A 21079-nucleotide genomic window follows, 5' to 3' on the forward strand; every position below is an offset into this window, starting at 1 on the left:
AACGAGCCGGCGAAGAGCCGCCAACCCGAGATGCGAGAGCTGAGAGCAGTCGATGGCCGAGACCCACGTCCTGTTCGTCGAGGACGACGACGTCATCCGCGAGGCCACCCAGCTGGCGCTGGAGCGGGACGGATTCGTGGTCACCGCGATGCCCGACGGCCTCTCCGGCCTGGAGGCCTTCCGGGCCGACCGGCCGGACATCGCCCTTCTCGACGTGATGGTGCCGGGCCTGGACGGGGTCAGTCTGTGCCGGCGCATCCGGGACGAGTCGACGGTCCCGGTGATCATGCTGTCGGCCCGCGCCGACTCGATCGACGTGGTGCTCGGCCTGGAGGCCGGCGCCGACGACTACGTCACCAAACCTTTCGACGGCGCCGTGCTGGTCGCCAGGATCCGCGCCGTGCTGCGCCGCTTCGGTCATGCGTCGGGCGGGCAGTCAGGCGGTACGGAGACGGAGTCGCAGCCGGTCGGCGGGGTGCTGGTCTTCGGTGATCTGGAGGTCGACACCGAGGGCATGGAGGTACGCAAGGGCGGCGAGCAGGTGGCGCTCACCCCGACCGAGATGCGACTGCTGCTGGAGTTCTCGTCCGCGCCCGGCACAGTGCTCTCCCGCGACAAGCTGCTCGAACGGGTCTGGGACTACGGCTGGGGCGGCGACACCCGGGTCGTGGACGTCCATGTGCAGCGGCTGCGCACCAAGATCGGACAGGACAGGATCGAGACGGTCCGCGGCTTCGGCTACAAGCTCAAGGCATGACGCGGCCGGCTCTGCGGACAGGTGTCCGCTGGAAGATCAGCATCGCGATCGCGGCGGTCGGCGCGTTGATCGCGGTCGCGCTGAGCCTCGTCGTCCACAACGCCGCCCGCGTCTCGATGCTGGAGAACGCCCGTGAGGTCCAGCTGGAGCGGCTGACGTACGCGCAGCTGCTGTACGAGGCGACGAAGACGAAGAAGGCCGACCCCAAGTTCGGCGCCAAGCTCAACGACCCGACGATGCCGCAGAGCCTGCGCGCGGAGACCCGTAGGAACCGGCGCGCCACGCATGTCGACGAGTACGCGAACGGGGTGCCCGATGTGTGGGCGGCCGTGCCGCTGGCCAACGGTGACGTGCTGTCGCTGCACACCCGCTTCGCCAACCGCAGCGCCACGATCATGGGTGATCTCGACCGTGCGCTGATCATCGGCTCCGTCTCGGTGGTCTTCGGGGGCTGCGCGCTCGGCGTGCTGATCGGCGGCCAGCTGTCGCGCCGGCTGCGCAAGGCGGCAGCCGCGGCCGGAAAGGTCGCGCAGGGCAATACGGAGGTACGGGTCAGGGACGCCATCGGCGGCGTCATCCGGGACGAGACCGACGACCTGGCCCGTGCGGTGGACGCGCTCACGGACGCGCTGAACGAACGGATCGAGGCGGAGCGCCGGGTCACCGCGGACATCGCGCACGAGCTGCGCACCCCCGTGACCGGGTTGCTGACGGCGGCCGAGCTGCTGCCGCCGGGCCGCCCCACCGAGCTCGTACGGGACCGGGCGCAGGCGATGCGCACGCTTGTCGAGGACGTGCTGGAGGTGGCCAGGCTGGACAGTGCGTCGGAGCGGGCCGAGCTGCAGGAGATCGCGCTCGGCGAGTTCGTCAGCCGACGGGTCGCTCTGCTGGACCCGGACGTGCGGGTCCAGGTGGTGCACGAGTCGTGGGTCAACACCGATCCGCGCAGGCTGGAGCGCATTCTCGGCAATCTGTTGGGCAACGCGGCCAAGCACGGTTCCACTCCCGTGGAGGTCACGGTCGAGGGGCGGGTGGTACGCGTCCGCGATCACGGGCCCGGTTTCCCGGAGGCGCTGCTGCGTGAGGGCCCGAGCAGGTTCCGTACCGGAAGCAGCGATCGCTCCGGGCACGGGCACGGTCTGGGCCTGACCATCGCCGCCGGTCAGGCCCGGGTCCTCGGCGCCCGGCTGACCTTCCGGAACGCTGCACCGCAGGGCGCGGCGGAAGGGGCCGGCGGGGCGATCGCCGTGCTGTGGCTGCCTGAGCACGCCCCGACGAACACGGGCAGCTTCCCCGTCCTTCAGCTCGCCGAACAGCGCAGGGCAGCCAAGGCCGAACCGGGCGGCACGGACAGTCCGGGGGCGAACGCCGCGTCGGACGGCACACAGTTCGGCTGCTGAGGTGGGCTGAGCTGAGCGAGAAGACGGACAAGGCCCCTGGGGTGCGCGGACCGCGCACCCCAGGGGCCTTGCCGTTGTTGCCAGGTCGGCCGGATCAGACGGTCTGGCTCTGCTTGGCGTCGGCAACGGCGTCCGCGGGGATCTCCCCGTCGCCCTCCGCCTTGGCCTCCGGGCCGGCTCCGCGCAGCGGCACCTCCTTGACGAACACCGCCGCCAGCAGCGCGATCACGCCGACCGAAGCCCCGACCATGAAGGCGATGTGCGTCCCGGACGAGACTGCGAACTGGTACGCCTCACGCACCGGGTCCGGCAGCTTCGCCAGGCTCGCCGCGTCCAGCTGCGCGGATTTCGCGGTGGCCGCTCCGCCGCCGCGGGCCGCCATCTGGTCCTGCACCCGTCCGGTGAACAGGGCCCCCATGATCGCGACACCGAAGGAGCTGCCGAGCGTACGGAAGAGGGTGGTCGCGGAGGAGGCGACGCCCATGTCCTTCAGCTCGACACTGTTCTGCGCGACGAGCATCGTGATCTGCATCAGGAAGCCCATGCCCGCGCCGAGCACCGCCATGTAGACGCCGGAGGTGAAGCGGGTGGTGTCGGTGTCCATCTGCGAGAGCAGAAACAGACCGGCCACCATCAGGACGGAGCCGATGATGGGGAAGATCTTGTACTTTCCGGTGCTGGTGGTGACCCGTCCGGCGATCAGCGAGACGATCATCATCGACAGCAGCATCGGCAGGAGCAGGAGTCCGGAGTTGGTCGCGGACGCGCCCTGGACGGACTGCTGGAACAGCGGCAGGAAGAGCACCGCGCCGAACATCACGAAGCCGGACATGAAGCCGACGAGAGACATCAGCGTGAAGTTGCGGTTGCGGAAGATGTGGAGCGGAATGATCGGTTCTGCAGCCTTCGTCTCGACGAAGAGGAAGCCGACGAGGGAGACGACACCGATCGCGGCGAGCTCCATGATCACGGCGGAGTCCCAGGCGTACTCCGAACCGCCCCAGGTGGTGACCAGCACGATCGCTGTGATGCCGAGGGTCAGCAGCCCGGCACCGAGGTAGTCGACCTTCGCCTTGGTGCGCTCCTTGTTCGGCAGGTGCAGCACGGCGGTGACCATGGCGAGGGCGACCGCACCCAGCGGCAGGTTGATGTAGAAGCTCCAGCGCCAGCCGAGGTGGTCGGTGATGGTGCCGCCGACCAGCGGTCCGCCGATCATGGCGATCGCCATCACACCGGCCATCAGGCCCTGGTACTTGCCGCGCTCACGGGGCGGCACCAAGTCGCCGATGATCGCCATGACGCCGACCATCAGGCCGCCCGCACCGAGTCCCTGGATCGCCCGGAAGCCGATCAGCTGGCCCATGTCCTGGGCCATGCCGCTCAGCACGGAGCCGATCAGGAAGAGCACGATGGACGTGAGGAAGATGGCCTTGCGTCCGTACATGTCGCCGAGCTTGCCCCAGATGGGGGTGGAGGCAGCGGTGGCCAGGGTGTACGCGGTGACGACCCAGGACAGATGCTCCAGACCGCCGAGGTCACCGACGATGGTCGGCATGGCGGTGCCGACGATCAGGTTGTCGAGCATGGCCAGCAGCATCGTGATCATCAGGGCGAGCATCACCACCCGGACGCTGCGCTGCCGCGGCCCGGGCGCGGTGGCCGGCTCGTCGGCAGCCTTGTCGGCTGCTCTGCCGCCCGCCTTCCCGTCTGCCGCCTTCTTCAGGTCCGACATGATCCCCAACTCCCTGATCCCCTGTTCACCGGTCACTTACTTGCCGCCCGGCTAGTTGACTACACTGGGGACAGTAGAACCCGTAACTAGCCGGGCGTCAAGTAAGTTTTTGGGAGAGCACCATGGGCAGCACGCCGCAGCCACGCCGGGGCAACACGCGCCAGCGCATCCAGGACGTCGCCCTGGAGCTCTTCGCCGAGCAGGGTTACGAGAAGACCTCACTGCGCGAGATCTCCGAGAAGCTGGACGTCACCAAGGCGGCGCTGTACTACCACTTCAAGACCAAGGAAGACATCCTCGTCAGCATCTTCGACGACCTCAACCGGCCCGTCGAGAAGCTGATCGCCTGGGGCAAGGAGCAGCCGCGCACCCTGGAGACGAAGAAGGAGCTCCTGCTCCGTTACAGCGACGCCCTGATCGGCGCCGCCCCGCTGTTCCGTTTCATGCAGGAGAACCAGGCGGCCATGCGCGACCTCAGCATCGGGCAGACCTCGAAGAGCCGGTTCCTGGAGCTGCTCGATCTGCTCAAGGACCCCGACGCCCCACTCGCCGACCAGGTCCGGTGCGTCAGCGCGCTCTTCTCGATGCACGCCGGAATGTTCGTCCTCAAAGACGTCGACGGCGACATAGAGGACAAGCGCAAGGCCATCCTCGAAGTCGCCGTCGATCTGGTCACTCAAGCCCACAGCCCGGGCCCCGCGAAGTAGCGGGATCCCGGGCCGTGGCGGGTTCGTCCGGTCGGGTCAGACCGTGACACCCTCCTTGTGCAGGAACATGACCGGGTTGACCGCGGAACCGTAGTTCGCGGTGTGCCGGATCTCGAAGTGCAGGTGCGGACCGCTGGAGTTACCGGTGTTGCCCGAGAGGGCGATCTTCTCTCCGGTCTGCACGGCCTGACCTATGCGCACGTTGATCTGCGACAGGTGGGCGTACTGCGAGTACATGCCGTTGCTGTGCTTGATCACGATGGCGTTGCCGTACGCGGGACCGTCGCCGCCGCCGTTCGGACCGGCCTTCACGACAACGCCGCTGTGCGCGGCCTCGACCCTGGTGCCGATCGGCACGGCGAAGTCCTGGCCGGAGTGCTTGTGGGCCCAGCGCGAGCCGTCGTTGCCGAAGCTGGCGCTCAGCGTGTAGTGGCTGACCGGCGCCTCCCAGGAGGTCGCCAGCTGAGCGGCCTTCTTCGCGGCCTTCTTCGCCTCGGCAGCCTTCTTGGCCACCGCCTGCTTGGCGACCTGGGCCGCCTTGCCCTGCACGGTCGCCTGCTTGGCGACCGACTCGGCCGCAGCGGTATTGACCAGGCCCGCCGCGTCGGGGGCGCTCGCCGCCGCACCGGCCGCGAACGCAGCGCCCGCACCGAGAACCATCGTCGTCCCCAGCCCGGCTGCCACCACGGCGCCACGGACACGGGACACGGACGGGCGGCGGGAGTGCTGGAACGTAGCGCGCTTCGACATATGCGGAGATCCTCCGGAGGTGAGTCGTCCCGGCTTGTCCGCCGGGCTGGCTATCCCTTGGTAACCCGGACCCCCTCCAATGCCCAAACACCCCATCTACGAACAAAAGCCGTAGCCGACGCCATGGGAATCCACTTCCGCGGGCCCCGCGCCGCTCGCACCGCACCCCGCCGGATCTCTTCGGCCCGGCAGGTTTAACCCCAGTTCCAAACCGCCCTAAACGGACATTGCCTAGCGTTCCAGGCATCCCTCCCTGCCACCCCGGAGGTCCCGGTCGCCCCTGGGGCGGAGGTACCTCCCGCGATCGCGGTCGTGTCCCCTATGCCTCGTAGTAGGCCCTGAAAGGGCTGTGCGTCTTGTCACCCGCAGTGGGACCAAGGACCGTCCGATTCGGGACCTTCGGCCTGCAACCCGACGACGCCAACCGGGCAGGAGCCGGCCTCGCCGGCCGCGCCGCCCGGTCTCTCTGAGCCGGCCTGGACCTTCAGCACCTCCCTGAGACCGCTCCGTGCAGGTCTACGGGGGTGTGCCCCCGACGATGGCGAGGGCCTGACGTCGGGCAGGGCCGTTTCGGCGGCGAGGCCGTACAGCGCGGGCTCGGCCGGGCGGAGCGCGGTGACGGCGGGCGTCCGGCGCAGAACGGCGAAGAGGTCTACCGGCAGAGCGAGGGTGCGTACGCAGAGCGATGTGAGGCCCGTCCAGGCGCCGAGACCGTCCCATGAGACGTCCCTGTGAGGCCCGGGACCCAGCCGGCTCACCCCCGCGTTCATGGCGACGCTGTCCAGCCCGTACGCGGGCACGTGGGAAAGCTTCACCTGGCACAGGCCGGGATGGAGGCGATCGGTGTCGGGACAGGAAGTGGTCGGCGCCGGAGCTCACGCCGCTCCACGTCCTGCCCGGTCTCGATGCCGAGGTCGAGGACACCGATGTCCACGTGTTCGGCACCGACGGCCTCCGCATCACCCGCTGATCCCGAAGCGCACAGGAGAAGGAGCTGCCCCGGAACCGTACGGAACGGTCCGGGGCAGCCCCTTCACATGCTCAGACGCTCGACGCGCCCTTACGCGTCCTTCGTCAGGTTCGGGCCGGCGCCGCCTGCCGCCTGCTCGATCGGCGGGACGTCGGGCAGTGCCGACTTCTCCTCGCCACGGAAGGTGAACTTCTTGTCCTCACCCTCGCCCTCGGTGCCCACGACCACGATGTGACCGGGACGCAGCTCACCGAAGAGGATCTTCTCGGAGAGGATGTCCTCGATCTCGCGCTGGATCGTCCGGCGCAGCGGCCGGGCGCCCATCACGGGGTCGTAGCCCTTCTTCGCCAGGAGCGACTTGGCCTCCGCGCTGAGCTCGATGCCCATGTCGCGGTCCTTCAGGCGCTCGTCCACCTTGGCGATCATGAGGTCGACGATCTGGATGATGTCTTCCTCGGTCAGCTGGTGGAACACGACCGTGTCGTCGACACGGTTGAGGAACTCGGGCCGGAAGTGCTGCTTGAGCTCTTCGTTGACCTTGTTCTTCATCCGCTCGTAGCCGGTCTTGACGTCGCCCTGGGCGGCGAAGCCCAGGTTGAAGCCCTTGGAGATGTCCCGGGTCCCGAGGTTGGTCGTCATGATGATGACCGTGTTCTTGAAGTCCACGACCCGGCCCTGGGAGTCGGTCAGGCGACCGTCTTCCAGAATCTGGAGCAGGGAATTGAAGATATCGGGGTGGGCCTTCTCGACCTCGTCGAAGAGGACGACGGAGAACGGCTTGCGGCGCACCTTCTCGGTGAGCTGGCCGCCCTCTTCGTAACCCACGTAACCGGGGGGAGAACCGAAGAGGCGGGAAACCGTGTGCTTCTCGCTGAACTCCGACATGTCGAGGGAGATCAGCGCATCCTCGTCACCGAAGAGGAATTCGGCGAGCGTCTTGGAGAGCTCGGTCTTACCGACACCGGACGGGCCGGCGAAGATGAACGAGCCACCGGGGCGCTTCGGGTCCTTCAGACCGGCTCGCGTACGGCGGATCGCCTGCGAGAGGGCCTTGATGGCGTCCTTCTGGCCGATGACGCGCTTGTGGAGCTCGTCCTCCATGCGCAGCAGACGGGAGGACTCCTCCTCCGTCAGCTTGAAGACCGGGATACCGGTGGCCGTGGCCAGGACTTCGGCGATCAGCTCGCCGTCGACCTCGGCGACGACATCCATGTCGCCGGCCTTCCACTCCTTCTCCCGCTTGGTCTTCGCCGCCAGCAGCTGCTTCTCCTTGTCGCGGAGAGACGCTGCCTTCTCGAAGTCCTGGGAGTCGATGGCCGACTCCTTGTCGCGGCGGACGCCTGCGATCTTCTCGTCGAACTCGCGGAGGTCCGGCGGCGCGGTCATCCGGCGGATGCGCATCCGGGAACCGGCCTCGTCGATCAGGTCGATCGCCTTGTCCGGCAGGAAGCGGTCCGAGATGTAGCGGTCGGCCAGCGTCGCGGCCTGGACCAGCGCCTCGTCCGTGATGGAGACACGGTGGTGGGCCTCGTAGCGGTCGCGCAGACCCTTGAGGATCTCGATGGTGTGCGGCAGCGACGGCTCCGCGACCTGGATGGGCTGGAAGCGGCGCTCGAGGGCCGCGTCCTTCTCCAGGTGCTTGCGGTACTCGTCGAGCGTCGTCGCACCGATCGTCTGGAGCTCGCCTCGCGCCAGCATGGGCTTGAGGATGCTTGCCGCGTCGATCGCGCCCTCGGCGGCCCCCGCACCCACCAGGGTGTGGAGCTCGTCGATGAACAGGATGATGTCGCCGCGGGTGCGGATCTCCTTGAGGACCTTCTTCAGGCGCTCCTCGAAGTCACCGCGGTAGCGGGAGCCGGCGACCAGCGCGCCGAGGTCGAGGGTGTAGAGGTGCTTGTCCTTGAGGGTCTCGGGCACCTCGCCCTTGACGATGGCCTGCGCCAGGCCCTCGACGACCGCCGTCTTGCCGACGCCGGGCTCGCCGATGAGAACCGGGTTGTTCTTGGTACGGCGGGACAGCACCTGCATGACCCGCTCGATCTCCTTCTCGCGCCCGATGACCGGGTCGAGCTTGGATTCGCGAGCGGCCTGGGTGAGGTTCCGGCCGAACTGGTCGAGCACCAGGGACGTGGAGGGCGTGCCCTCCGCGGGGCCGCCTGCAGTGGCCGCCTCCTTGCCTCCCGAGTACCCGGAGAGCAGCTGGATGACCTGCTGCCGCACGCGGTTCAGGTCGGCGCCCAGCTTCACGAGGACCTGGGCGGCGACGCCCTCGCCCTCGCGGATCAGGCCGAGCAGGATGTGCTCGGTACCGATGTAGTTGTGGCCGAGCTGAAGAGCCTCGCGGAGCGACAGCTCCAGGACCTTCTTGGCTCGCGGAGTGAAGGGGATGTGCCCGGACGGGGCCTGCTGGCCCTGACCGATGATCTCCTCCACCTGCTGGCGGACCGCCTCGAGCGAAATCCCGAGGCTCTCCAGGGCCTTAGCGGCGACACCCTCACCCTCGTGGATCAGGCCCAGGAGGATGTGCTCGGTGCCGATGTAGTTGTGGTTGAGCATCCGGGCTTCTTCCTGAGCCAGGACGACAACCCGCCGCGCGCGGTCGGTGAACCTCTCGAACATCGTTAATCGCTCCTCAGAGCGGTCAGGCAGTAAGGGGTCGGTCCCCTCCCTGTCCTTCCGCAGCTTAGTCCCGCAAGCGGGGACCGCTCATTCCAACTGCCGACACCCGTCCTTGGCCTCCTGCCCCGAACGCCGACAACTGCTCCAACCCGATGGTGCGAGACGATGTTCCCGCAGGCCAGGCAGATACCCCTATCGCCAGTACGCCGACGGCGAACGTGAGACGTCTCAGCCTGCGTGTCGCCCCTCCCCACTAGGGATGTCTTACCCGCAATTACAGACAGTCCATGCGGCGCACGCCGGTTCCCTCCGCTACGGGCGAACATCCTTGCACTGCAAAATGCGCTCGTGCGCCTCCATTTCGGACACACTCCGCATGCAATTAAAGACTCTGCGTAACCCTAGGGGTCTTTCAGCAGTTCTTCCGGTATGGCCCTCACCGTCCCGCCTCCGCGCTCGCCGCTCGCGCACGACCGCGACGGGCATGCGCAGTGGTACGAGCGCGAGCTCGACTGGGCGACGACGGGCACCGCTCCGGTCCGGCTGCTGACCGGGCTGCGGTTCGACGTCCTGGAACTGCCCGCGGTCGCCGGTCACGCTGCGCTGCGGCGGGTGGGACGCACCGGGCCGGTGGCACTGACCGGGCAGACCATGGGGCTACTGGTGGCCCCGGGGAGCGCCGACGAGCTGCCGGGGCTGCTCGACTGGCTGGAGTGGGGCGGGGTGGCCCTCACGTTGACCGCCGTCGGTACGGGCGGGCGGATCATCGCGCCGGCACCGCCCGGCCGGGTGGCCGGCTCGCCGGGGGCCGCCGTATGGCTGCGGCCCCCCGAGCTGCGGCACGAGGGGGAGTCGGAGCTCCCGGCCCTCGCCGGCCTCGGGAGCAGGGGTGGGGATGCTCCCGATCTCGTACGGCTCGTGGACGCGGTGGCAACGGAATGCCACCGGGCCCGGTTGATGCGTGCCGGAACAGGATGGCCGGCAACGGGATGCACGGCCGATCAGTCGACAGCTCAGCCGTTGGCCTTCTCGTAAGCCTCGCGGATCTCTGCCGGAACACGACCGCGGTCATTCACATTGTGACCGTTCTCGCGCGCCCACTTACGGATCTCGGCGGTGTCCTTGTTGCCACCGGGAACGACGCGACCCTTGCCACGGCCGGCCGCGGCACGGCCACCGGTGCGTCGACCACCCTTGGTGTACGGCTCAAGAAGACCGCGGAGCTTGTCCGCGTTGGTCGTGGTGAGGTCAATCTCGTACGTCTTGCCATCCAGAGCGAACGTCACTGTCTCGTCCGCCTCGCCACCGTCGAGGTCATCGACAAGAAGGACCTGAACCTTCTGTGCCACCGGATTTCCTTTCATCGAAAATGCAGTACGCGGAAAGGAAACCGCTTTTCTCCGGAAAACACAAACCCCTGGGAGAGGTTCAGGAGTGCAAGAACGCGGGAAACATGCGCGATTCGGACATAGGGCTCCGGGTTCTTCCGGCGGTCACAGGTGCAGAAGCATCCGGCTGTTGCCCAAGGTGTTCGGCTTCACTCGTTCGAGACCGAGGAACTCTGCTACGCCCTCGTCATAGGAACGCAGCAGCTCGCTGTAGACATCTGTGTCGACCGGCGTCTCTCCGATCTCCACGAAGCCGTGCTTGGCGAAGAAGTCGACTTCGAAGGTGAGACAGAAAACCCGGCGCACACCCAGCCAGCGGGCGGTCTGCAACAGCTTGTCCAGTACTTGATGCCCCACTCCGGCACCCTTGATGCTGTGATCGACCGCGAGAGTACGGACTTCGGCGAGGTCTTCCCACATCACATGGAGTGCACCGCAGCCGATGACCCGGGCATCCGCGTCGCGTTCCGCGATCCAGAACTCCTGGATGTCCTCGTAAAGCGTCACTGTCGCTTTGTCGAGCAGGATGCCTTCGCGTACGTACCCGTCGAGGAGACGGCGGACCGAGGGTACATCGCTCGTCCTGGCACGGCGGACAGTGATGGCTGCGTTTATAACCGACGGTTCGGTACGGAAATCTGTATGCGGAAGCTCTGAGGACATGCCCCGACGCTATCGCTCGGTCTCCGGGCCCGCGTCATCAGCCGGGTGATCCCCGGCCTCCGAGGTGTCCGGGGATACGATCCGCATCGCATCGCGAAGAGCTTCGCGCTGCTCGGCGGACATCATGCCGAAGAAGGCGACAAGAGCGGCGGCCGGGTTGTCACTGTGCGACCAGGCTTCGTTCATCAGTGCGGCCGAGTAGGCGGCGCGGGTGGAGACCGCCGTATATCGATATGCGCGGCCCTCGACTTCCCTGCGCACCCAGCCCTTCTGATGGAGATTGTCCATTACCGTCATGACGGTCGTGTACGCGATGGACCGTTCCTGCTGAAGATCCTCAAGGACTTCCCGCACGGTGACCGGACGGTTCCATTGCCAGACCCGTGTCATCACGGCGTCTTCCAGCTCTCCCAATTGGCGGGGCACAGCGTCACCATAGTGCTAGATGTCTGGAATGGCAGGTTATTTACACAGCAAAAGGGCGTACGGCTCATGATGAGCCGTACGCCCTTCGCTCGGTGCAGTGCAGTGCGGTGCGACCCACTGCTGTGCAGTGGCAGCGGCGGTACGCGGGATACCGGTCAGACCCCGTCGGTCCGCGAGGTCTTCTGCACCGCCTCGGCGCGGCTGATCGCCGAGTCCACGGCCGCGTCCTCCTTGGCCTTGTTGGGGCCGCCCTGGCTCTTGACGATCGTCACGACGAGGCCGATGAAGAAGGCAGCCATCACCACGGGGGGCACGAGCGCGGATACGTAGTCCATGGCGTCCAGAGTAGCGAGCCCGGTACGGACTTCCGCGTACCCCCTCCGCCGTCCGGCGTGGCTATCCCGCGGCGCGCTGCTGCGCCGGCGGGGCCGGGCGGCGGCGGGGCGGGAAGACCTCCGAGGGCTTCGGTGCAGGGCGCTCGGGCTGCGGCACCGGACGGACCGGGGCCGGCGGGGTCTTCGGCCGTTCGGGTTCGGCGGCCGCTGCCCGGCCGCCGGGCAGCGCCAGCAGCCGGCTGCGCGGGGCGGGGGTCGTCGCGAGTACGGCCCGGCCGGCGAGCCGGGCCCGTACCGACCGTTCGGCGAGCACCTGGCAGCGCTCCAGGAGCGCTGCGGCGACCGGTCTGCCGCGCTGGAGGCGCAGTGCGGCCAGATCCTCCGGGTGGGGGTCGTACCCGGCGGCCAGGGCGTCCTGGAGCAGTTCCAGATAGCCGGTGGCGGAGCCGGGAAGGGAGTCTCGGTAGCGGACGAGGTCGGCAAGGAGGAACGCGCGCAGCCGTCCCGCCTCGCCCGCCACCTCGTCGACGGAGCCCGCAAGCCGCAGGCAGTCCTGGAGATCGTCGTCGGGCAGGGGCGCGGGGTGGAGGGCGTTGGCGAGGGCGCGTCGGAGCACTCGCAGCTCGTCCGCGCTGAACGCCATACCGCCGCGTGATCCGTAAGGCGTGGGCATAACGCGACAATACGTGCTAAATGGACAAAATCGGCTTAGCTGGCCGACGGCGGCGCGGCGGCGGCCGTCCCGCCGCCCCGCCGTTCCCGCAGGTGCCCGGCCTGCGCCTACATCCGGGCCACGTTGCGCTCGTACACCAGACGCAGGCCGATGAGCGTGAGCCAGGGCTCGTGCTCATCGATCACGGAGGACTCGCCCAACACCATCGGAGCAAGGCCGCCGGTCGCGATGACGGTGACGTCGTCCGGGTCGGCCGCCAGCTCCTTCTTCATGCGTTCGACGACGCCGTCGACCTGGCCCGCGAAGCCGTACACGATGCCCGCCTGCATGGCCTCGACCGTGTTCTTGCCGATCACGCTGCGCGGCCTGGCCAGCTCGATCTTGCGGAGCTGGGCGCCCTTGACGCCGAGCGCCTCGACCGAGATCTCGATGCCGGGGGCGATGACCCCGCCCGCGTACTCGCCGCGGGCGGAGACCGCATCGAAAGTGGTGGCGGTGCCGAAGTCGACGACGATCGCCGGACCGCCGTAGAGCTCGACGGCGGCGACCGAGTTGATGATGCGGTCCGCGCCGACCTCCTTCGGGTTGTCCACCAGGATCGGCACCCCCGTCTTGATGCCGGGCTCCACGAGCACGGCAGGGACGTCCCCGTAGTAACGGCGGGTGACCTCGCGCAGCTCGTGCAGCACCGCCGGGACGGTGGCGCAGATCGCTATGCCCTCGATGCCGTCGCCCAGCTCCTCGCCGAGCAGCGGGTGCATGCCCATCAGGCCGTTGAGCAGCACCGCGAACTCGTCCGCGGTGCGCCGGGCGTCGGTGGAGATCCGCCAGTGCTCGACGATCTCCTCACCGTCGAACAGGCCCAGGACGGTGTGGGTGTTGCCGACGTCGATGGTGAGCAGCATCAGGCGCCGGCCCCGTGGGTGTCGCGGAAGTCCAGGCCGATGTCGAGGATCGGTGAGGAGTGGGTGAGCGCACCGACGGCGAGGTAGTCGACGCCCGCGTCGGCGTAGGCGCGGGCGCTGTCGAGGGTGAGACGGCCGGACGACTCCAGGGCCGCGCGGCCGCCGACGACCGCTACGGCCTCCTCGGTCTCGGCCGGGGTGAAGTTGTCCAGCAGGATCAGGTCGGCGCCCGCCGCCAGGACCTCGTGGACCTGGTCCAGGGTATCGACCTCGACCTCGATCGGTACGTCCGGGAACTCGTCCCGCACCCGCTTGAACGCCTCGGCGACTCCGCCCGCCGCGATGACGTGGTTGTCCTTGACCAGCGCGGCGTCGGAGAGCGACATCCGGTGGTTGACGCCGCCGCCGCAGCGCACCGCGTACTTCTCCAGGGCGCGCAGTCCCGGAGTGGTCTTCCGGGTGTCGCGGACCTTGGCCTTCGTGCCTTCGAGTACGTCGGCCCAGGCGCGGGTCGCGGTCGCGATGCCGGAGAGCCTGCAGAGCAGGTTGAGCGCGCTGCGCTCGCCGGTGAGCAGGTCGCGGGTGCGGGTGGTGACCGTCAGCAGCTTCTGGCCGGGAACGACGCGGTCGCCGTCCTCGACGTGGCGCTCGACCTCGAACTCGGCCGTACAGACGATGGACAGGACGGCCTCGGCGACCCGCAGACCGGCGACGACACCGGCCTCGCGGGCGGTGAAGTCACCGGTGGCCATTGCCTCCTCGGAGACCGTCGCGACGGTCGTGACGTCCACGCCGTGGTCGAGGTCCTCCTCGATGGCGACGTGCGCGATGTCCTCGACCTGAACGGGGTCGAGGCCCGCGTCGGCGAGGAGCTGGGCGAGGTCGGGGTCGAGTCCGCACTCCAGCGGGTCCAGCTCGTAGCCGTCGTCCCCGCCGCAGCCGCAGGCGTCCCCGCAGCCTCCCGCGTACGGTGCGGGCGCGCCGATCTGGATCAGCGGTACGTCCACGGGTGTGGGGCGCGGATTCTCTTCGGGCGTGCTCACGGTTACGGCTCCTCGGGGGTGGGGTGGGTCGTGGTTGCTGCTGCGCAGTCTGGTGCCCCCGCCGGGTGTACGGGCGGGAATGCCTCGGATTCCGTACGGCTGAGGACGAGCCGGCGGTCCGGGGTGAGCTGCACGACGAGATGGCGGCGCCAGGTCTCGTCGTCCCGCTCGGGCCGGTCCTCGCGCCAGTGGCAGCCGCGGGTCTCCTCGCGCTGCCGGGCGGCGGCCACCAGGACGCGCGAGACGAGAAGCAGGTTGGTCGCCTCCCACGCCTCGACACCGGGCTCCGCGCGCTTCGGCCCGGTCGTCCAGGCGTCGGCGGCCGCACTGTTGTGCAGGGCCTCGAGATCGTCTGCGGCGGTGACGAGACTGGCGGCGGAACGCAGGACGCCGGCGCCCCGGGTCATGATCCGCTGGATCGTGGTCCGCGCCTCGGGGGCGAGCAGCGGCGAGGGGGCGGGGTCGGTGTCCCGTTCGGTGTCCCGGTCCGCCACCAGGGTCGCCGCCTTCGCCACAGGGGCTGCCGCCTCCGTCGCGCGCGGCCGGTCCTCGACGATGTCCGCCGCGATGCGTTCGGCGAAGACCAGGCCCTCCAGGAGCGAGTTGGACGCCAGCCGGTTGGCCCCGTGCACGCCCGTGCAGGCGACCTCGCCGCACGCGTACAGCCCCGGGACCGTCGTCCGGCCGCGCAGATCGGTACGGATGCCGCCGGAGGCGTAGTGCGCGGCGGGGGCGACCGGGATCGGTTCGTTGATCGGGTCGATGCCGTGGGCACGGCAGGCCGCCAGGATCGTGGGAAAGCGCTGTTCCCACATCTCGGCCCCGAAATGGCGGGCGTCGAGGTACATGTGCTCGGTGCCGTGCAGCTGCATCTGGCGGGTGATGGCCTTGGCGACGATGTCGCGCGGCGCCAGTTCCGCCAGTTCGTGCTGCCCGACCATGAACCGGGTTCCGGACGCGTCGACGAGGTGGGCGCCCTCGCCCCGTACCGCTTCCGATACGAGGGGCTGCTGGCCCTCGGAGTCGGCGCCGAGGAAGAGCACCGTCGGGTGGAACTGGACGAATTCGAGGTCGGAGACCTCCGCGCCGGCCCGCAGCGCGAGGGCGACGCCGTCGCCCGTGGAGACCGGCGGGTTGGTGGTGGCGGAGAAGACCTGGCCCATGCCGCCGGTGGCGAGGACCACCGCGGGCGCGTGGACCGCGCCGACGCCGTCGTGCTGGCCCTCGCCCATGACGTGCAGGGTGACGCCGGCGGTGCGTCCTTCGTCGTCCGTCAGCAGGTCCAGGACCAGGGCGTTCTCCACGGTGTGGAGGGCTGCGGAGCGGACCGCCTCGACCAGGGCGCGGGAGATCTCGGCGCCCGTCGCGTCCCCGCCCGCGTGCGCGATCCGGCGGCGGTGGTGGCCGCCCTCGCGGGTGAGCGCGATGTCGCCGGTGTCGGTGGTGTCGAAGTGTGCGCCGGTCTTGATCAGGCGGCGTACGGCGTCGGGGCCCTCGGTGACCAGGGCCCGTACCGCCGACTCGTCGCACAGGCCCGCGCCCGCGACCAGGGTGTCGGCCAGATGCTGTTCCGGGGTGTCGCCCTCGCCGAGGGCTGCCGCGATACCGCCCTGCGCCCAGCGGGTGGAGCCGTCGTCGAGCCGGGCCTTGGTGACGACGACGGTGGCGAGGCCCGCGGCCGCGCAGCGCAGCGCGGTGGTGAGGCCGGCGACGCCGGAGCCGACCACCACGACATCCGCGTCGATGGCCCAGCCGGGGGCGGGGGCGGTCAGCCGTATTCCGGTCACGTGTCGGCTCCGAAGGTCAGCGGGATGTTGTCAATGAGGCGGGTGGCGCCCACCCGCGCGGCAACGGCGAGGATCGCGTCACCGGTGGTCCGGTCGTCGGGGATCTCGGTGAAGTCCGCCGGGTCCACGAGCGCCAGGTAGTCCAGGGCGAGCGGGGGCTGTTCGGCGGCCGCGTCGTCGAGGATCATGCGCGCTGCGGCGCGCACCGCAGCGGGTCCGTCGTCCGGCCTGGCCCAGGCCACCGCCTGGGTGTCGGCGGCCGCGCGGGCCTCGCCGAGCCGGGTGAGCGCGGCGGCCCGGTCCGTCGTCGCCGGGGTGGTCTGCGCGCGGGCGTGCAGCGCCTGCTGGGCGGCGAGCCTGTCACGGGCCGCGAACAGGGCCCGGGACAGGGCCAGGGCGGTGTGGCGCTCCTCGGCGTCGAGGAAACGGTTGCGGCTGGAGAGCGCGAGGCCGTCCGGCTCGCGGGCCGTCTCCACGCCGACGATCTCCACCGGGAAGTTCAGGTCGCGCACCATACGGCGGATCAGCGCCAGCTGCTGGGCGTCCTTCTGCCCGAAGAACGCGACATCGGGGCGGGTGAGGTGCAGGAACTTGGCGACGACGGTCAGCATCCCGTCGAAATGGCCGGGACGAAACGCCCCTTCCAGCCGCTCGCCCATCGGGCCCGCGGCGATCCTGACCTGCGGCTCACCGTCGGGGTAGACCTCGTCGACGGACGGGGCGAAGACCACGTCGGCACCGGCCGCGCCCGCGACGGCGAGATCGGCATCGAGGGTACGGGGGTAGCGGTCGAGGTCCGCGGCCTCCCCGAACTGGAGCGGGTTGACGAAGACGGTGACGACGACCTCGCCGTCCGGGCCCGCGGCGGCGCGGGCGGCACGGATCAGGCCGGCGTGCCCCTCGTGCAGGGCGCCCATGGTCATGACGACGGCCCGCGGTCCCTTGCGTCCGCCGGACGCGTCCAGCTCGGCGGCCGTACGGAGCAGGGTGGTGGAGGTTTCGGTCATCGGGTCTCTCCCGGTCCGGTGCTGCCCGTGGTGCCCGCACCCGTGGCCCCGTCGGCCAGGACGCCGAGCAGGTCCTCCGCCAGCTCCGGCTTGAGCAGGCCGTGCGCCAGCGCCCGGTCGGCGGTGGCGCGGGCCATCGCGAGGTAACCGGCCACGGTCTGCGGGGCGTGCCTGCGCAGCTCGCCGATGTGAGCGGCGACCGTGCCCGCGTCGCCGCGGGCGACCGGGCCGGTCAGCGCGCCGTCACCGGAACGCAGGGCGTTGTCGAGAGCGGCGCCGAGGAGCGGGCCGAGCATCCGGTCGGGGGCCTCGACCCCTGCCGTGCGCAGCAGCTCCATCGACTGGGCGACCAGCGTGACCAGGTGGTTCGCGCCCAGGGCGAGCGCCGCGTGGTAGAGCGGACGGGACTCCTCCGCGATCCATTCGGGCTCGCCGCCCATCTCGATGACGAGTGCCTCTGCGGCGAGCCGCAGCTCCTCGGGCGCGGTGACGCCGAAGGAGCAGCCGGCCAGCCGCTGGACGTCGACGCTCGTGCCGGTGAACGTCATCGCCGGGTGCAGGGCGAGCGGCAGTGCACCGGCCCGCAGGGCGGGGTCCAGGACCCGTGTCCCGTAACGCCCCGACGTGTGGACGATCAGCTGCCCCGGGCGGACCGCACCGGTCTCGGCGAGGCCCTCGACGAGGCCGGGCAGGGCGTCGTCGGGCACGGTCAGCAGGACCAGCTCGGCACGCGCGAGCACCTCGGCGGGCGGCACGAGGGGCACGTCGGGCAGGAGCGCGGCGGCCCGGCGCACCGACGCGTCGGAGACGCCCGACACGGCGACCGGACGGTGACCGGCGAGCTGCAGGGACGCGGCGAGGGCAGGGCCGACCCTGCCCGCGCCCACGACACCCACGGTGAGGCGGGCGGGGCGGTCCCTCGCGTCGAGGGGCTCCTTGGGTGCTGTTGCGTTCACGCGGCGATGGCCTTCCGTTCCAGTCCGCGGGGGGTACCGGACGATTTCTCTGCATGCTACGCCAGCGTTTCGCGCAGACTCCTGGCCGTCCACAGGCTGTGGACGAATGCGTGGATGGCCGCGGGGGCGGGGACCGCGAAACCGTGTGGGCGGGGGCCGCCTTCTGCGTGATGATCGTCCCATGGCAGACAGGCATGAGCAGGCACGAGCGCAGGCGCAGGGCGAGATCCGGGACGAGGTCCGGGACCGGACAGGGGACCGGATACGGGACGGTGAGCCGGACCGCGAAACGGCTGAGCGGTTCCGGCGGATCGCCGCCTGGCGCCGGGCCGAGCGGATCCTCTGGCGGCCACCCGTCGACCGCACCCTCGGCGAGCAACTGGCCGACCTGGGCGCGTACGCCGGTTCCGTGGCCGATCTGGACCGGCCCGCCGACATCTACGGCGACGGGATCGTCGCCGTACTGGAGCAGCGCATCGCCGACCTGCTCGGCATGGAGGCCGCGGCCTTCTTCCCGACCGGAACGATGGCTCAGCAGGTCGCGCTGCGCTGCTGGGCGGGGCGCACCGGCAGCCCGACCGTGGCGCTGCACCCGCTCTCCCACCCGGAGGTGCACGAGCGCGGTGCTCTGGGGTCGGTGAGCGGGCTGCGCACCGTCCACCCGACGTCCGAGCCGCGGCTGCCCACCGCGCAGGAGATCCGCGACTTCGCCGAACCTTTCGGCACGCTGATGCTGGAGCTGCCGTTGCGCGACGCCGGCTTCGTACTGCCGGAGTGGGAGGAACTGGAGGCCGTGGTGGCGGCCGCCCGCGAACGCGATGCAGTGGTGCACTTCGACGGCGCCCGACTGTGGGAGTGCGCCCCCCGCTTCGGGCGCGGGCTGCCGGAGATCGCAGCGCTCGCGGACAGCGTGTATGTGTCGTTCTACAAGACGCTCGGAGGGCTGTCCGGGGCCGCGCTCGCCGGTCCGGAGTCACTGATCGAGGAGGCCCGCACCTGGCGCCACCGGTACGGCGGCCAGCTCTACCAGCAGTTCCCGGCGGCGCTCTCCGCGCTGGTCGGCCTGGACCGGGAGCTGCCGAAGCTGTCGTCCTACGTGGCACAGGCGAAGGTGGTGGCCGGCGCCCTGGCCGAGGGCTTTGCGGAGTCCGCTGTTCCGTGGTTCCGGGTGCATCCGGAACCACCGCACACGCACCAGTTCCAGGTATGGCTGCCGTACGGGGCGGAGGCCCTGACCGAGGCGGCGGTACGGCAGGCGGAGGAGACGGGCGTGGCGCTCTTCCGCAGGTGGCACCCGGCTTCGGCGGGACCGCCCGGGGTGTCGTACACGGAGGTCACGGTGTCGGAGGCGGGGCTGGAGTGGACCGCGCGGGATGTGCGGGTGGCGGTGGGGGAGTTCGTGGAGCGGCTGGGTTAGCGGGGGCACCGGGGCCGTCCGGCGGCCGCTCTGTCCTCAAGCGCCGGAGGCGGTGGAGTTGCCCGGTGGGGTGGAGTTGCCCGGTGGGACGGAGTTGCCCGGTGGGATGGTGTGGTGGCCGTGGGTGAACAGTTCGCGTAGCGCCGTGCGCCAGCGGCGGCGGGCCGGGAGGCCCGCTGTCACCGCGTCGAAGCGGCGCCGGTCGCGTACGTCCCGTACCACCGCCCAGTCGTGCCGGCCGGGCAGCGGCGGCGGCAGTTCCCCGTGCTGGGCTGCGCGATAGCTGTCGATCATGTGCTGCTGCATGGCGTCCATGAATTCAGCGTGGGCCGGTCCCGGCGGTCCCGCGCGACGATTGACGACCACCGTCAAATGGCGCCTGACGCCTTCGCCGCACCCCGCACTATGGAGGGGTGAGCGTGAACATCGACATCGCGGGACTGCCGCCCGAGCGCATCGTCTTCGAGACCTCGCCCCTCGCCGAGCTGGGGCTGGCTCTGCATGCGCTCTCCGAGCCGGGGCACCATCCCGGACTTCACGGCTGGGCGACGGCGACCGCCGCCTCGCTCGAACCCGACCTGGCCGACCGGCTGCACGAGGCCGAGTTCCTGTGGCGCAACACGTTCTCCGACGTCTTCATGCCGTTCGCCGGGGTGCGCGGCGGCGACGGCCGGACCGGGGCGACGCTCGTCGAGGATCTGGACATCCTCGACCGGCTGGACGACGAACGGTTCGTCGCCTCCGCCCTGGAGTTCACCTGCGCCAGCCTGTACGGGACCGGCGCACCCTCCCCGCTCAGCGACCCGCTGATGCGCGCCCGCGCACTGGACATGGCGGCGGCGCGCGGTCCACGGCAGGTGGAGTTCACCCGGCAGTTGCTGGCCGACCCGGTCCCCGTACGCCGCTGGGTCCGGCGTCTCTTCGAGGACTGCGACGAGGCGTTCTTCGCGGACACCTGGCGGCGGGTCCAGGTCCAGCTGGTCGCCGACGCCCGGCACAAGACGGATCTGCTGCGCCGCAAGGGGGCCGGTGAGGCGTTGGGCGCGGTGTCCGCCGCGCTCTCGCTCGACGAGGGCGCGTGCAGGATCAGCGCCGACAAGATGACGGAGGGCTCGACCACCGCGACCGACCCGGCTGTCGGCGCCGGGCTCACGCTCATCCCGACCAGCTTCGGCTGGCCGCATCTGATGGTGCTGCACGCGCCGGGCTGGCGCCCGGTGATCCACTATCCGGTGCGCCGCCCCGAGCTGCCCTCCCCCGCCTCGGTCGAAATGCTCCAGCTGAGGTTGGAGGCGTTGGCCCACCCCATGCGGATGCGGCTGTGCCGCAACCTCGCCCGTTCTCCGTACACGACCGGTGAGCTCGCCGACTCGCACAGCATCACGGCGCCCGAGGTCTCCCGGCATCTTTCGGTACTGAAGAAGGCCGGTCTGGTCACCACACGGCGGCGCGGCCGGTACGTACTGCACCAGCTGGACCTGACGGTGGTGGCCCGGCTCGGCAGCGACTTCCTGGAGGGCGTACTGCGGTGAGGTGACCGGCCC

At 70.0% G+C, this 21079-nt stretch carries 21 protein-coding genes; 6 read left to right on the top strand and 15 right to left on the bottom strand.

The window, feature by feature from the left end; translation table 11 throughout:
* Positions 1 to 52: 52 nt before the first annotated feature.
* Positions 53 to 757: a two-component system response regulator CseB gene (gene cseB / locus ACWCP8_RS32775; protein WP_352268526.1), complete on the top strand. Its 705-nt coding sequence runs from the start codon at positions 53 to 55 to the stop codon at positions 755 to 757.
* A complete protein-coding gene (gene cseC, locus ACWCP8_RS32780; protein WP_352268525.1) occupies positions 754 to 2157 on the top strand; it encodes a two-component system sensor histidine kinase CseC in 1404 nt (467 codons plus the stop codon). The genes cseB and cseC overlap by 4 nt, the downstream gene beginning before the upstream one ends.
* 94 nt (positions 2158 to 2251) lie before the next feature.
* Here the strand turns inward: cseC and ACWCP8_RS32785 are convergent, their stop codons facing one another.
* A complete protein-coding gene (locus ACWCP8_RS32785; protein ID WP_352268524.1) occupies positions 2252 to 3889 on the bottom strand; it encodes an MDR family MFS transporter in 1638 nt (545 codons plus the stop codon).
* A 122-nt stretch (positions 3890 to 4011) separates the two neighbouring features.
* On the opposite strand from ACWCP8_RS32785, the gene ACWCP8_RS32790 reads away from it, so the two are divergent.
* Positions 4012 to 4596: a TetR/AcrR family transcriptional regulator gene (locus ACWCP8_RS32790; protein ID WP_352268523.1), complete on the top strand. Its 585-nt coding sequence runs from the start codon at positions 4012 to 4014 to the stop codon at positions 4594 to 4596.
* A 36-nt stretch (positions 4597 to 4632) separates the two neighbouring features.
* Here the strand turns inward: ACWCP8_RS32790 and ACWCP8_RS32795 are convergent, their stop codons facing one another.
* From ACWCP8_RS32795 to ACWCP8_RS32805, 3 genes are all read right to left on the bottom strand, one after another.
* Positions 4633 to 5346 carry a M23 family metallopeptidase gene (locus ACWCP8_RS32795; RefSeq protein ID WP_451119854.1) on the bottom strand — a complete coding sequence of 238 codons (714 nt, stop codon included), beginning with the start codon at positions 5344 to 5346 and terminating at the stop codon, positions 4633 to 4635.
* 359 nt (positions 5347 to 5705) lie between these two features.
* Positions 5706 to 6161, bottom strand: coding sequence for a hypothetical protein (locus ACWCP8_RS32800; protein WP_451119856.1), 456 nt, complete (start codon positions 6159 to 6161; stop codon positions 5706 to 5708).
* A 245-nt stretch (positions 6162 to 6406) separates the two neighbouring features.
* Positions 6407 to 8935 (bottom strand): ATP-dependent Clp protease ATP-binding subunit, encoded by a 2529-nt coding sequence (locus ACWCP8_RS32805; protein ID WP_093777840.1) that lies wholly within the window; start codon positions 8933 to 8935, stop codon positions 6407 to 6409.
* Between the two features lie 429 nt (positions 8936 to 9364).
* Here ACWCP8_RS32805 and ACWCP8_RS32810 point away from each other — a divergent pair, with 429 nt between their 5' ends.
* Positions 9365 to 9970, top strand: a complete 606-nt coding sequence (locus ACWCP8_RS32810; RefSeq protein WP_352268519.1) for an SCO3374 family protein — start codon at positions 9365 to 9367, stop codon at positions 9968 to 9970.
* Here ACWCP8_RS32810 and ACWCP8_RS32815 read toward each other — a convergent pair.
* The 10 genes from ACWCP8_RS32815 to ACWCP8_RS32860 all read right to left on the bottom strand — a co-directional run bounded on the left by ACWCP8_RS32815 (position 9949) and on the right by ACWCP8_RS32860 (position 18118).
* A complete protein-coding gene (locus tag ACWCP8_RS32815) occupies positions 9949 to 10284 on the bottom strand; it encodes a histone-like nucleoid-structuring protein Lsr2 (protein WP_352268518.1) in 336 nt (111 codons plus the stop codon). The genes ACWCP8_RS32810 and ACWCP8_RS32815 overlap by 22 nt on opposite strands.
* A gap of 144 nt (positions 10285 to 10428) precedes the next feature.
* A complete protein-coding gene (locus ACWCP8_RS32820; RefSeq protein ID WP_326604451.1) occupies positions 10429 to 10986 on the bottom strand; it encodes an amino-acid N-acetyltransferase in 558 nt (185 codons plus the stop codon).
* Positions 10987 to 10995: 9 nt separating this feature from the next.
* Positions 10996 to 11412 (bottom strand): BlaI/MecI/CopY family transcriptional regulator, encoded by a 417-nt coding sequence (locus ACWCP8_RS32825; protein WP_352268517.1) that lies wholly within the window; start codon positions 11410 to 11412, stop codon positions 10996 to 10998.
* Positions 11413 to 11567: 155 nt separating this feature from the next.
* Entirely contained in the window at positions 11568 to 11747 is a 180-nt protein-coding gene (locus ACWCP8_RS32830) for a hypothetical protein (protein WP_352268515.1), read from the bottom strand.
* Positions 11748 to 11808: 61 nt separating this feature from the next.
* Positions 11809 to 12390, bottom strand: a complete 582-nt coding sequence (locus tag ACWCP8_RS32835) for a hypothetical protein (protein ID WP_451119905.1) — start codon at positions 12388 to 12390, stop codon at positions 11809 to 11811.
* Between the two features lie 137 nt (positions 12391 to 12527).
* On the bottom strand, positions 12528 to 13325 hold the full coding sequence (locus tag ACWCP8_RS32840; protein ID WP_451119859.1) for a type III pantothenate kinase: 798 nt from the start codon (positions 13323 to 13325) through the stop codon (positions 12528 to 12530).
* Positions 13325 to 14368, bottom strand: coding sequence for a carboxylating nicotinate-nucleotide diphosphorylase (gene nadC, locus ACWCP8_RS32845; RefSeq protein ID WP_356320313.1), 1044 nt, complete (start codon positions 14366 to 14368; stop codon positions 13325 to 13327). Before nadC ends, ACWCP8_RS32840 begins: the two co-directional genes overlap by 1 nt.
* A 2-nt stretch (positions 14369 to 14370) precedes the next feature.
* Positions 14371 to 16155 (bottom strand): L-aspartate oxidase, encoded by a 1785-nt coding sequence (locus ACWCP8_RS32850; protein WP_451119861.1) that lies wholly within the window; start codon positions 16153 to 16155, stop codon positions 14371 to 14373.
* The gene (gene panC, locus ACWCP8_RS32855) at positions 16152 to 17162 is read right to left on the bottom strand and encodes a pantoate--beta-alanine ligase (protein WP_451119863.1); all 1011 of its coding nucleotides are present in this window, start codon (positions 17160 to 17162) and stop codon (positions 16152 to 16154) included. The genes ACWCP8_RS32850 and panC overlap by 4 nt, the downstream gene beginning before the upstream one ends.
* The gene (locus tag ACWCP8_RS32860) at positions 17159 to 18118 is read right to left on the bottom strand and encodes a Rossmann-like and DUF2520 domain-containing protein (RefSeq protein WP_352268510.1); all 960 of its coding nucleotides are present in this window, start codon (positions 18116 to 18118) and stop codon (positions 17159 to 17161) included. Before ACWCP8_RS32860 ends, panC begins: the two co-directional genes overlap by 4 nt.
* A 181-nt stretch (positions 18119 to 18299) precedes the next feature.
* On the opposite strand from ACWCP8_RS32860, the gene ACWCP8_RS32865 reads away from it, so the two are divergent.
* Positions 18300 to 19535 (top strand): threonine aldolase family protein, encoded by a 1236-nt coding sequence (locus ACWCP8_RS32865; protein WP_451119865.1) that lies wholly within the window; start codon positions 18300 to 18302, stop codon positions 19533 to 19535.
* A gap of 36 nt (positions 19536 to 19571) precedes the next feature.
* Here the strand turns inward: ACWCP8_RS32865 and ACWCP8_RS32870 are convergent, their stop codons facing one another.
* A complete protein-coding gene (locus tag ACWCP8_RS32870; protein WP_451119867.1) occupies positions 19572 to 19850 on the bottom strand; it encodes a hypothetical protein in 279 nt (92 codons plus the stop codon).
* Between the two features lie 104 nt (positions 19851 to 19954).
* Here ACWCP8_RS32870 and ACWCP8_RS32875 point away from each other — a divergent pair, with 104 nt between their 5' ends.
* Positions 19955 to 21067, top strand: coding sequence for a DUF5937 family protein (locus ACWCP8_RS32875; protein WP_352268506.1), 1113 nt, complete (start codon positions 19955 to 19957; stop codon positions 21065 to 21067).
* Positions 21068 to 21079 lie beyond the last annotated feature (12 nt).

Source organism: Streptomyces sp. NPDC002206, assembly GCF_053593595.1.